General features: G+C 72.4%; 9 protein-coding genes. 4 read left to right on the top strand and 5 right to left on the bottom strand.

Features of this window, described 5'->3' with window-relative positions; genetic code table 11:
* Positions 1-38: 38 nt before the first annotated feature.
* A complete protein-coding gene (locus ACWF94_RS20115) occupies positions 39-953 on the bottom strand; it encodes a S1 family peptidase (RefSeq protein WP_453489847.1) in 915 nt (304 codons plus the stop codon).
* A gap of 1,089 nt (positions 954-2,042) precedes the next feature.
* On the opposite strand from ACWF94_RS20115, the gene ACWF94_RS20110 reads away from it, so the two are divergent.
* On the top strand, positions 2,043-2,261 hold the full coding sequence (locus tag ACWF94_RS20110) for a hypothetical protein (RefSeq protein WP_453489844.1): 219 nt from the start codon (positions 2,043-2,045) through the stop codon (positions 2,259-2,261).
* Positions 2,262-3,018: 757 nt separating this feature from the next.
* Positions 3,019-3,855, top strand: a complete 837-nt coding sequence (locus ACWF94_RS20105) for a nitroreductase/quinone reductase family protein (RefSeq protein ID WP_453489841.1) — start codon at positions 3,019-3,021, stop codon at positions 3,853-3,855.
* A 442-nt stretch (positions 3,856-4,297) separates the two neighbouring features.
* Here the strand turns inward: ACWF94_RS20105 and ACWF94_RS20100 are convergent, their stop codons facing one another.
* Positions 4,298-5,548 carry an MFS transporter gene (locus ACWF94_RS20100; RefSeq protein ID WP_453489838.1) on the bottom strand — a complete coding sequence of 417 codons (1,251 nt, stop codon included), beginning with the start codon at positions 5,546-5,548 and terminating at the stop codon, positions 4,298-4,300.
* Between the two features lie 321 nt (positions 5,549-5,869).
* Between ACWF94_RS20100 and ACWF94_RS20095 the strand changes: the two genes are divergently transcribed.
* On the top strand, positions 5,870-6,304 hold the full coding sequence (locus ACWF94_RS20095) for a PPOX class F420-dependent oxidoreductase (protein ID WP_453489835.1): 435 nt from the start codon (positions 5,870-5,872) through the stop codon (positions 6,302-6,304).
* A 43-nt stretch (positions 6,305-6,347) separates the two neighbouring features.
* On the opposite strand, the gene ACWF94_RS20090 is transcribed toward ACWF94_RS20095, so the two are convergent.
* The 3 genes from ACWF94_RS20090 to ACWF94_RS20080 all read right to left on the bottom strand — a co-directional run bounded on the left by ACWF94_RS20090 (position 6,348) and on the right by ACWF94_RS20080 (position 9,863).
* Positions 6,348-8,795: a SpoIIE family protein phosphatase gene (locus ACWF94_RS20090; protein ID WP_453489832.1), complete on the bottom strand. Its 2,448-nt coding sequence runs from the start codon at positions 8,793-8,795 to the stop codon at positions 6,348-6,350.
* A gap of 376 nt (positions 8,796-9,171) precedes the next feature.
* Positions 9,172-9,570, bottom strand: a complete 399-nt coding sequence (locus ACWF94_RS20085) for a fic family toxin-antitoxin system, toxin component (RefSeq protein WP_453489829.1) — start codon at positions 9,568-9,570, stop codon at positions 9,172-9,174.
* On the bottom strand, positions 9,567-9,863 hold the full coding sequence (locus tag ACWF94_RS20080) for a type II toxin -antitoxin system TacA 1-like antitoxin (protein ID WP_453489826.1): 297 nt from the start codon (positions 9,861-9,863) through the stop codon (positions 9,567-9,569). The genes ACWF94_RS20085 and ACWF94_RS20080 overlap by 4 nt, the downstream gene beginning before the upstream one ends.
* Positions 9,864-10,135: 272 nt before the next feature.
* On the opposite strand from ACWF94_RS20080, the gene ACWF94_RS20075 reads away from it, so the two are divergent.
* On the top strand, positions 10,136-11,206 hold the full coding sequence (locus tag ACWF94_RS20075; protein ID WP_453489823.1) for a LacI family DNA-binding transcriptional regulator: 1,071 nt from the start codon (positions 10,136-10,138) through the stop codon (positions 11,204-11,206).
* Positions 11,207-11,549: the final 343 nt, after the last annotated feature.

Here is an 11,549-nt window from a genome sequence, read left to right as displayed (position 1 = left end):
GTCGACGGGGGACCACCGGACTCTTCTGCCGTGTGGCGTCAGAAGACGCTCACGCCATAGGCGCTCAGCGCCTCGGTGACGGGCTGGAAGAACGTCGTGCCGCCCGATGAGCAGTTGCCGCTGCCGCCGGAGGTCAGCCCGAGCGCGGTGGAACCGGCGAACAGCGCACCGCCGCTGTCTCCCGGCTCGGCGCAGACATTGGTCTGGATCATGCCGTAGACGATGTCTCCGCCGCCGTAGTTGACGGTGGCGTTGAGACCGGTGACCGTGCCGCCGCGCAGACCGGTGGTGCTGCCGCTGCGCTGCACGGACTGGCCGACTCTGGCGTTCCCGGCCGAGGTGATGTCCCGGTACGAGCCGTTGTAGAGGGAGACCCGGCCGTCCGCGGCCGAGGCTGTGGAGTGACGGATGATGCCGTAGTCGTTGTTGGGGAAGCTGGAACCGGTCCTGGTGCCCAGCCGGGTGGAGTTGGACGCGTTGGTGTACCAGGTGCTGCCGATATTGGTGCAGTGGCCTGCGGTGAGCGCGTAGTACGTGCTTCCGCTGCGGACGTTGAAGCCCAGCGAACACCGCCCGCCGCCCGCGTAGATGGCCTGGCCGCCCGCGATGAGCTTGCTGAAGGTGCCGGGAACCCGCTTGATCTCCAGCGAGCCGGACTGCTCGCCCGCGGCCTTCTCGATCTGTGCGATCTCCTTGGCGGAGACGCTCTGGTCGGCGGTGACGACGAGTTTGCCCGTCGCCTTGTCGGTGTACCAGGCGGTGCCGGCGATATCCGTGCCGAGCACCGCGTCGCTCGCCTGCGCGAGCTGTGCCGTGGTGGCCCGGCCGCCGTCGCCGGACCCGGCGACGGCGGTGGGCGCGGCGAGCGCGGAGACGGTCACCAGACCTGCCGCGACGGCGAGCAGCCGCGCGCGCCCGCTGACACGGCCGTGGGGGGAACGGTTGAACTTCACTGAGTCCTCCGTGGGGGGATTCCGGGATCCGCTGGGTGACGGTCCCTGAGTCGCGCCGACTCGCCGACCGAACGATCTTTCGGTCATGAGCCTGTCAAGTGGCGCGATAGGAATCCTGGGCTCCGGATGCTTCGGCGGCAAGATCACCTTTCGGCCCCGCTACGCGCGTCCAGCGGGTGCGGGTGATGGTGGGGGTTTGCCGGGGTGGCCGGCGCGTGTGTGCCGGGCGGGTGCGGTGTCACGGCTCGGGCGTTTGCTGATGTGCAGTCAACTGACGTCGGAGTCAGCTCGGCCGGAGTGAATCATATGAGGTGCCGGAGGATTGAACTGGAACCCTACTCACCGTTTCGGCTGCTCAGGATGTGATCGAATTCGAACGGACCGTGACGGGTGGGGTGGTGATGACGCCTCACGCATCCCGTCCGGCGCGGTGTCTCGGGCCCGCCCCGGAGCTTGGCGGTCGCATATCCCGCCCGGTCGGCGCGAACTGTCCGGCGGTGGCCCGCCGTGGGCGCGGAGATGGCCGCCGGACGTCGGTCGGGTGCCTCGATGCTTGGAGATTTGTGGTAGATCGCCAGCTTTTGCCCACTTGGAGTGAGTGGCTGGTCTGTACACCTTGACGGCGGGGCGTTTCGGCCGTAGGGCTGTGCGCGCGGCGAGGGTCCTCGTATGCCGGTTCCTCGTATCCGGGTCCGGGTCGGATGTCCCGGGTTCGGATGTCCCGGGTTCGGATGCCCCGGTGCCCGCGGGCCATGGTGCCGTCCTCGGGTGCCGGATTGTCTGAACGCGCCCCTGGGGGATCCCGGGCCCGCCGGACGCACGCCGGAGCGGCTGGAACCGGAAGCTGAGTCCAGGGCCGTCGTGGACGAGCCGAGTGCGCCGGTGGTGGCGCACAGGGGTCGTGGGTGCGGGACGAAGATGACGCCGGCCGAAGCGCTTGATGATGTCGGCCATAGTGGCCCCCCTTTTTTCGTCACTTGGACGATGGTGGGCAACCTATTATCGTCAGTGCGACGAAATGCGGTTCCCGTGGTTGTCCGCGACCGCGCCGGGGATGCGTCCGGGGGCGTCCGGGGGCACGGTGGAGGCATGCCCGCACACCCACCGGTCATCGTTCACCCTCCGTCGCCCGGGGGAGGGCGGAGAGTGACCATCCACGGTCAGTTCGCCGGTCTCGCGCACGGCCGGGGCGAGTTGGCCGGACTGTTGCGCAGGGGGCTCGGTGCCGATGACGAGGTGATCGACCTCTTCGACGGGGAACTGGTCGAATGGCGTGGTGGCGGGGTGGACGACTGGCCGCCTGTTTAGGGGCCGGACCGGCCGCAGGGACGGGGGAGCCCCGGCTGGAGGGGGGAGACCAGCCGGGGCCGCGGAGGGGGCGGATACGGAGGGCGGTCGCCTCTCGGCGAGGGGCTCCATGGGGCTTCAGCCGAACGATCTTCCCCATGGGCGATGGGTAGGGCCCGGGGACACTGTCCCCTCCGTAGCCGCAGTTGTCTCAACCACAGGTCGGCCCGGGTTGTTCCGGCGCCCGCCGCCGCCTCCGTGTGACATCGGGCACTGCTGTCGGGTGTGGTGCGGTGCGGTGTGCGGCGTGGTGTGGTGCGGTCGGTTCCGGTCCGGTCAGGGACGCCCCGTCGCGCGGCACGGCACGGCACATCGGGCGGGGCGGGGGCAGATCATGCCCGGAAAACACCATTGCCCGGGGCCGTTCCCACGGCTAGGGTCCTGGCTGTGACTGCCGGGTCGGCCTTGGGCCAGAAGCGAGCAGGGTTCCCGGCCTCGGAGTGACTCCGAGGCGGGCGCGAGCCCCGCCTTTCCCTTTGTGTACGCGCACTTCGCGCGCTGTTCCGCGGTGCCCCGGGCGCTGCCGCCTCCGGCACCGTCATCCCGCGGCATCCGCGGGCTACCCCGCTTCCCGCCGGCTTCCGCCGGCTCCGCCGCCGTGGCGCGCGCTGTCCCCGTGACCGCCGCGCACCACTTCCCGCGCGGCTCCTCGTCATGCCCGCACACCGTCCGTGGCGTGTCCGGCGCGACGGCAACCATCCGACACAGAAAGCAGAGAATGCCGAACGATTACCATCAGCAGATCATCGATGAGTTCCGGGCCAACGGGGGTGAGGTCGGCGGTCCGTTCGAGGGAGCCAGACTGCTCCTGCTGACCACTACCGGCGCCCGCTCCGGAACCCGGCGCACCACCCCGGTGGCCTACCTCCCCGACGCCGACGGCCGGGTTCTGGTGATCGCCTCGGCCGCGGGAGCACCCCGGCACCCGGCCTGGTACCACAATCTCGTGGCCAACCCGCAGGTCACCGTCGAGAGCGGGGTCTTCACCTACGACGCCCGGGCCGTGGTCCTGACCGGCGCCGAACGGGACCGTGCCTTCGCCCGCGCGGTCGAGGCCGACTCGGGGTGGGCCGACTACCAGGCCAGGACCTCGCGTGTCCTTCCCGTGATCGCCCTCCAGGAGATCCCCGCCGGACCCCCGAACATTCCCGCGGCGAAGTCCATGGGCGAGGCGGTCAAACTGATCCACGACGGATTCCGGCGCGAACTCCGGCTGATCCGCAAGGAGATCACCGAGTCGGGCCCCGGCCTGGGCGCCCAGCTGCGCATCAACTGCCTGACCCTCTGCCAGGGGCTGCACCACCACCACACGGCCGAGGACTCCGCGATGTTCCCCGCACTCGGCAGCCGCTACCCCGAACTCGCCCCGGTACTGGACCGGCTGGGCGAGGAACACCGGAAGATCGCCTCCCTCATGGAGGAACTGCGGCAGACACTCTCCACTCCGGCCGCCGAACCCCTGGTGGTCCTGCCCGAGGTCGAACGGCTCACGGACGCCCTCGAACGCCATCTGACGTACGAGGAGGAACAGATCATCCCGCTGCTGGACATGTAGTCCGACCGGCCCGTCAGCCGCCGGGACACTCGGGGCACGGGTCCCGTACCCCGGGCCCGGGACCGGCCCCGGTGGCGCCCTCCACCAGCACACCGTGCTCGTGGATGTCGGGAACGGCCGGACACCGCGCCGCTGCTTGTGGGGTGGATGACTGCGGGGACAACGCGTCGGCCGCCGTGCCGTTGCCACCCTGCGACGGCGGGAGAGCGGACACGGTTCCGAGGCGGGAGAGCGGAAACCGGCCCGCCGCCGACGCCCGGCCTGGCGTCGACGCGGCGGTGGACGCCCGGGCCCCCGCACTCACCCCCCGGCAGTGACAGGGTGCGGGCGGCCCGGCCCCCCAGCCGGGTCGCCCTCGCCCAGGACGTCGCGCCAACTGTACAGCGGGACAGTAGGCGGCCGGAGGGGCCTAAGTGGTCGCCGGATGGCCGGAATCCGCCCCTCAGCGATCTTCCGGACCCACCTTTTCCGGCCTGCCGGGCCGGGACAGCGCCATCGTGAGGGCGACACCGAGGTACGGCAGGGCGAACAGGGCGAACAGCGGGCCGTGGTCCAGCCGGCCCGAGGCGGCGCCGTACGCCCCGTACACCAGCAGCGTCGACACACTGGTGCCGAATCCGGCGAACGAGGTGACCGTCGCCCGGCTCGGCCCGGTGATGGCGGCCTGGAGCCGGGCGTCGGCGACCACATCGGCCAATTGGAACACCAGGAACGCCGGTGCCAGCAGCAGAAACCCGGCCGGTCCGCCGCTGAGCGCACCGGCCGCCATCGCCAGGCCCGCCGACGCCAGCAGAGCACCCGTCGCCCGGGGGCCCAGCCGCTCGGCCCGGGAGGCCAGCAGCCCCCCGGCGGTCACCCCCACCCAGACGGCCAGGACAAGGAACGGAATGTTCCGGGTCGTTGCCCCGGTTTCGGCGGCCAGCAACGGAACGTACTCGTCCAGCGCTCCCCACACCGTGGTGAGCAGCACCGCCGGCAGCAGGGCGCGGCGCACCGCCCCGCTGCCCCGCACCTCGGCGAGCCCCGCCCGCAGCGTCGCGGCGCCTTCCGCTTCCCGTGTCTCCTGCCCGGACCCGCGACCGCGTCGCGCCCGGTGCTCGGGCAGCCTCGCCGCCGCCACCGCGCACAGCACACAGGCCACGACACTCGCGATCCCGAGCGCCCGGTAGCCGCCCCAGGCGAACACCGGCCCCGCCGCGGCGGTGGCGAGTGCCGTCGCGGCCGTACCCGCTGCCGCCGCCCGGCCCATCAGCGCCGGGTACCTCGCGGCGGCACCCAGCCGGTCGAGTTCCTCGTACACCAGCGCCTCCGTCGCGCCGGACCGCAGCGAACCTCCGGTGCCCCAGAGCACAAAACCCAGCGCGAACACTCCGTACGACGGCAGCGCGACCCACAGCGCGAACCCGACGGCCTGGAGCAGCGGCCCGATGACCATCACCAGCCGCCGGGACACCACATCGGCGACGACCCCCGAAGGGACCTCGACCAGCAGGCCCGTCACCGACCAGATGACGAAGAGGGACGAGATGTCGGCGGTGCTCAGACTGTGCTCGGCGAAGAGCAGCGCGTACACCGGGTAGAGCAGAATCAGGTCGTCAAGACCCATATGGAACAGGAGTCCGCGCTCCAGTGCGCCGACCTGGCGGCGGATCGCGGTGGGGCAGACGGGCACACCGGTGCCGGGAAGTGACATGGGAGGACTCTCGGATCGCGACGGACGACGGCAGCGCGGTATCCGCCCAGGCGGTGGCCCCCGGCAGTCCGGCCCGTCCGTGGCGTTGCGGTCCTCCGGGCCTGTCCGGCCCGCCGCGGTGGATCAATGTCGTCGGCGCATGGCCCCAGTCTACAAACGCGCCCGCCGCCACCGGCACAGGAATCCGCCCTCGCTCGCGGCCTCCCAGCCGCCGCGGTCCGGTCCGCCGGCCGCCGTGCGGGTCCGCGCGGACGGCGCCCGTACGGAGGGCGTTCGCCGGGACGGCGAGCACCGGGCCCGGCGCGGGGAAGGACACAGTCCATGACGTTCACCGATGAAGAGATCGCCTATCTCGGGTCACAGCCGCTCGCCCGGCTGGCGACCGTGTCCGCCGACGGTCAGCCCGATGTCGTCCCGCTGGCCTTCGAGTACGACGGGACGTACATCTGGGTCGGCGGCTCGGGCCCGTCGGTCGCCGGGACCCGGAAGTTCCGCAACGTCCGGGCGGGAAACCGGAAGGTCGCCCTGGTCATCGACGACCTGGTGTCCTTCAGCCCGTTCATCGCCCGCTCCATGCGGATCTACGGAGAGGCCGCGGAACCGTTCGAACGGGTCGGCCTGGTCGGCCCCGGCACCTATATCCGGATCGTGCCGACCGTCTCCTGGAGCTGGAACCTGGCGGGCCTGCCGGCCGGTGACACCTGGTACGAGCCGCGCCGGGCCACTCACCGGCCCCCGGCACAGGGCGCTCCGTAGCCCACGTACCACCCCCGGATTCCCGCCGGGCGGTGCACCGCGCTCAGGGAGCCAGGCCGACCTCCGCCCACACCTGCTTCCCCCCGGCGAACGGCACGGACCCCCAGGCGGCCGACAGCGCCTCCACGATGAGCAGCCCCCGGCCCCCCGTCGCGTCCAGATCCAGGGCCGCCGGTCGCGCGGGCGAACGCGGCGACGCGTCGTTCACGGCTATCCGCAGCCGGTCCTGGGCCAGCGTCAGATCCAGCCGGACCTGGCCGTGCGTATGGGCGATCGCATTGGTCACCAGCTCGGAGACGATCAGCAGCGCGACATCCATGGCGTCCTCGGCACCCCAGGACCGCAGGGTACGAGCGGTGAAGCGCCGGGCGTGCACAATGGCGTCGGGCAGCCGCCACACGGTCCAGCGCGCCCGCACCGGCCGGGCCGCCATCCCGTCGTACCGCAGCAGCAGCACCGCCACATCGTCGTCACGGCGGTCCAGATTCCCCAGCAGCTCATCGGCGGTCCGCCCGGTGTCCGCCGGATCCGCCGCGCCGAGCAGGGAACGCAGCCGGCGCATCCCGTCCTCCAGCGGCAGGCTCGCCGACTCGACCAGACCGTCCGTCAGCAGGGTGAGCACCGTCCCGGGCACGATCCCGGCCTCCGTCATGGGGAACTGCGCGTCCGTCACCACACCGAGCGGCGGGCCGCCCTGGACGGTGAGTTCCGCGGTGGATCCGTCGGGGTGGCGCACCAGGGGCTGCGGATGCCCCGCCCGGACGAAGAGGGCGATCCCCTCCTCCATGTCCAGATCGACATAGCAGCAGGTGGCGAACAGCTCGGTCTCCATGCCGATGAGCAGCCGGTTCGCATGGCTGACCACCACGTCGGGCGGATGGCCCTCCACCGCGTACGCCCTGATCGCCGTGCGCATCTGGCCCATGATGGTGGCCGCCTCTGCGCTGTGCCCCTGGACGTCCCCGATGACGAGCGCCACATGGCTGTCCGGCAGCGGGATCACGTCGTACCAGTCGCCGCCCACTTCGAGCCCCACCGTCGCGGGCAGATAGCGGGCGACGGCCTTGCCGCCCGGGAGTTCCGGCAGCTTCCGGGGCAGCAGGCTGCGCTGCAGCGTCCGGGCCAGTTCATGGCGGGCGTCGAGCGCGTGGGCGCGCATCAGGGCCTGGCCGACCAGGGACGCGATCGCGGTCAGCAGGGAACGCTCCTCGGGGCCGAACCGGTGCTCCTGGTCCCAGCCGACCAGACAGGCGCCGACCATCCGGCCGTCCGCCAGCAGCGGCAGTACGGCGAGGCCGCCGGGACCGATCTCGGCCAGGCCGGGTTCGAGGTCGGCGCCGGGCAGCCACACCGTCACCGTGCCCTCGCGCAGCGCGCTGCGGAGCGTGGGCAGGGAGCTGCTCGCCGCGTCGGGCCACTCGGAGCGCCACTCGGAACGCCACAGCTCGGGCCAGGCAGCGGGCTCCGGCGGGTCGAGCACGGAGACGACGAGCCGGTCGGCCGCCAGTTCCGCCACGGCGACCCGGCTGGCGTCCAGCGGAGCGCGCAGGGCCTCGACGACCACCTCACTGACATCGCGTACGGTCGTCGCACCCGCCAGCCGGGCCGACAGCCGCTGCACCCGGGAGACGTCGTCGGCGCTGGGGCGCAGATAGGAGGCGTCGGCGATGACTCCGAGCAGCCGCTGGGGGGTGCCGTCGGGGGACAGCAGGGTCCGGCAGCGCAGTCCGAGCCAGCGCAGCTCGCCGTTGGACCGGCGGATACGGAAGGCGAGCTGACGGTCCACGGACGACGCGCGGCCCGGCTCCACGACCGACATCAGCGCGGGCACATCGTCCGGAACGGCACAGGCGAGCAGGGTCTCCGCCCGCCCGTCGAAATGACCGGGCGCGACCCCCAGCAGGTCCAGGACCTGCGCGTCGGCCTTGAGGGCGCCCGTGGCGGGCGTCAGGGTGAAGGCGCCGCTGCGCAGCGGGACCAGCCCGGGCATCCGGGGCGGGCGCGACCGGGGCTGCCGGGCCAGCCGGGGTTCCGACGCCTCGATGCGCGCGGTCACCTGGTCCGCGTACAGCTCCAGCAGATGACGGGAGTCGGAGTCGAAGCCTCCCGGGGGTGCGCCCACGACGACCAGACAGCCCAGTCGGCCGGCGTGCCCGCCGAGGGGGAGCGTGCCCATCGAGGTCCCGGGCGACCAGGTCTTGACCAGATCCCGCAGGTCGGTGTCCAGGACCGGACGGTCCACGTCCAGTTCCCGGGCCGGGTCGTCCGATCCGTACTCGATGAGGTCCGCGCAGCCGAGCCACAGGGCCCGGCCCGTGCGGAAGGTGTCGGTGACGGGGGACCGGCCGGAGAGCGGGAAGGCGGCGGGCAGCGCACGGGTGGTGTCCTGCCCCTCGACCGCTTCGGCCAGATCGAGGCTGCCGCCGTCGTCGGCCAGTAAGTAGACGGCCGCGGATCCGGCTCCGCAGAAAGCAAAGTCCTGCCTGCTCAAGGCTTCTGTCGCCTCCCCAGCCATGGCCGCGTGGTGTGCGCCGGTGTACGGCTGCGTCCGCCCGGTGCGCCGATCCGGCCCCTGGCCGGGACGGGCACTCGCCGGGACGGACACGTCCGCCGTGGGCGCCCCACTCTATGCCGCGGCGCCCCGGGCGGTAGGGGTGAATGGACAGCACATTGCCGACGGCTCGTCAGAGGGCCCTGCGCCCCTGACCCCCGGGTCTGCGCGGCCCGGCCCGAACCGCCCCCGCGCCTCATGGCTCCGCCCCCGCCGGCCGGGGGCACGCGTATTCAGCCTGCCCGGAGTCTGAGGACACCTCGCAGGCGTGCGCAGCCGCGCGGCCGGGCACACCGTGACGGCTGCGGCGACGTGGTCAGCCGACCGTCCAGCCGTGCAGCTGATGGGCGATCTGGGCGACTCCGAGTGTCCCGGCGGCGGCGTCCCGCACCAGGACCACCGCCGCCTTCGGCGCGTACCCCAGCTGATGGCCGCCGAGGGCGAGGAACGCCTCGGTGCTGTGCCAGGCGAACGCCTCGTTCGAGTGCTCCAGGCAGGGGAGCTTCGACAGCGTCTGGAGCAGTGCGGCCGCCTTGAGGTGCTGCGAGCCGTATATGTCGCGGTCCATGGCCCGGGCGTAGATGCGGGCGACCGCCGCGTACAGCGGGCCGTAGTCGTCGACCTGGGGATCACCGGGCAGCACTTCGGCGGCATGCAGCAGGAACGATACGTCGACCCGATGCGGCTCGGGCCGGCTCTCCGCCGGTTCGGTCACGCGGCGCGGCCCCGATCGCCCGGATCGAGCGCACGCCGGGCCTGCCGCTCGGCGGCGCGCTGGTCGGAGGTCGGGTCCGTGCTCCCCGCATGGGCGGCGAACGCCTCATGGCTGTGGGCGAGGGACGCCTTGAAGTGGTGGAGGAACGACGCCTGTACGGCTGTCGCACGCTCATAGGCGGCCGACAGGATGTACTCCTGCATGCTGACTCCCGCGGCTTTGGCCGCGGCGGCGATGGCGGCCCGCTGCTCGGGATCGGGAAAACGCAGACTCATGGCCTTCGGGTCGGTCATGGTATCGACGGTATCACTGGTATCAACGGGCTTCGCCACCGGGGTGGGCTGATCCTTTTCTCCCGGCGTGAGCGGGTGGCTGAAAGTAGTAGACCGAGGTCAGTCCGGGGGTGACGGGCATGCCCGGGGGACTGGCGGGTCTTGCCGGGGATGATCGGGCGACCTAGGGTGAATGCGCTTTCACAACGCATGCGCAAACAGCTGAGTAGCTGAGCAAACGGTCGATTGACCGCGCAAACGGTCGAGTAGAGAAGAAGCGGACGGTTCGCCGGGTGAGTGCCCCCACTGTGTACGACGTCGCCGAGCGGGCGGGCGTCTCCATCGCGACGGTCTCGCGGGTCTACCGGAACCCCGATTCCGTCCGCGCCCAGACGCGGGACCGTGTTCTGGAGGCCGCGCGCGACCTCGGGTACTTCCCGAGCGGGAGCGCCCGCGGGCTCGCCAGCCGGACGACCGGGGTGCTCGGGCTCTGCTTCCCCGACTACGCGGATCCGGACGCGGAGGCGGACGGCGCGGACGCCGAGGACGACGACGCCGCGGTGATGCTCTACTCCGACCAGATCATCCGGGGGATGGAACGGGCCGCCCGCCGCCACGGGTACGCCCTGCTCATCGCCGCCTCTCTGGAGGGCGGGCCGCAGAGCCTGGTCGAACAGGTCGCCGGACGGGTCGACGGGTTCGCCGTACTCGCGCGGACCGTGCCCACCGAGGACCTGGAGGTGATCTCGCGCCGGCTGCCCGTGGTGATGCTGGCGGGCCCGCGCGGGATCGACCATCTCGACCACATCGAGGTGGCGAACTTCGACGGTGAACGCGCACTCGCCCGCCATCTGATCGAGGACCACGGGCTGCGCCGGCTCGCCTTCATCGGCGGTGAGGCCGACTCGCCGGACGCCGAGGCCCGGTTCGGGGGCTTCCGCGCGGCCTGCCGGGAGGCGGGGCTCCCGGTCCCGGACGCACCGGCCGTACGTGGCCTGATGATGACCCAGGCGGAGGGGGCGCGGGCCGCCGAGGCCCTGCTCGACCGGGGTGGGGAGTGCCCCGAGGGGATGCTCTTCGCCAATGACCAGATGGCGGTGGGCGCCCTGCGCGCGCTGGAGGCTCGCGGGGTGCGGGTGCCGGAGGACATCGCCGTGGTGGGCTTCGACGGCATTCCGCTGAGCCGGATCGTCCGCCCGGCCCTGACGACCGTACGGCAGCCCATGCGGCGGCTCGGCGAGGAGGCGGTCGGCCTCCTGGTCCAGCGCCTCAAGGACCGCGACCGTGAACCGGTGTCCCTCATGCTCCCCGTCTCCCTCGCCAGACGGACCAGCTGCGGCTGCCCTCCGGGCGCTCGCGCCTGACGCCGAGACCGATATCGGCGTTCCCGGTGGCGCGAGCCCTCCGGGCGCCCGCGCCCGGCCTGCCCCTCGTGGCCTACGCGTGAAGTCCTGCCGTGAGGGGAGGCGGCGCGACCGGTGGCCGGGGTGCCGACCGGAGCGCGTTCGTGTGCCGAACGGGATCGCCCGATGCCCGCCGGGACCAACGGGTGCGTACGTCCGACCGGTCGGGCGTACGAGGGTGGCCCGGCGCCCGGCCGGTCGGACGTCAGACGGTGGCCCGGCGCCCGGGCTCCCGGGCCCGCCCGGGAGTACCGAGACCCGTGAGCACCCGGTGTGGTCCGGGCCGGGGGAGGAGCACCCCGCC

The organism is Streptomyces sp. NPDC055078 (assembly GCF_053607985.1).
The sequence above is the reverse complement of the archived record's forward strand: the minus strand, read 5'-3'. Positions and strand labels throughout refer to the sequence as shown.

Bases quoted from the DNA above. Each gene is read 5' to 3' on its own strand.
- ACWF94_RS20080 (WP_453489826.1), bottom strand. From the start codon at position 9,863: ATGACCGACCCGAAGGCCATGAGTCTGCGTTTTCCCGATCCCGAGCAG.
- ACWF94_RS20095 (WP_453489835.1), top strand. From the start codon at position 5,870: ATGACGTTCACCGATGAAGAGATCGCCTATCTCGGGTCACAGCCGCTC.
- ACWF94_RS20100 (WP_453489838.1), bottom strand. From the start codon at position 5,548: ATGTCACTTCCCGGCACCGGTGTGCCCGTCTGCCCCACCGCGATCCGC.
- ACWF94_RS20105 (WP_453489841.1), top strand. From the start codon at position 3,019: ATGCCGAACGATTACCATCAGCAGATCATCGATGAGTTCCGGGCCAAC.
- ACWF94_RS20110 (WP_453489844.1), top strand. From the start codon at position 2,043: ATGCCCGCACACCCACCGGTCATCGTTCACCCTCCGTCGCCCGGGGGA.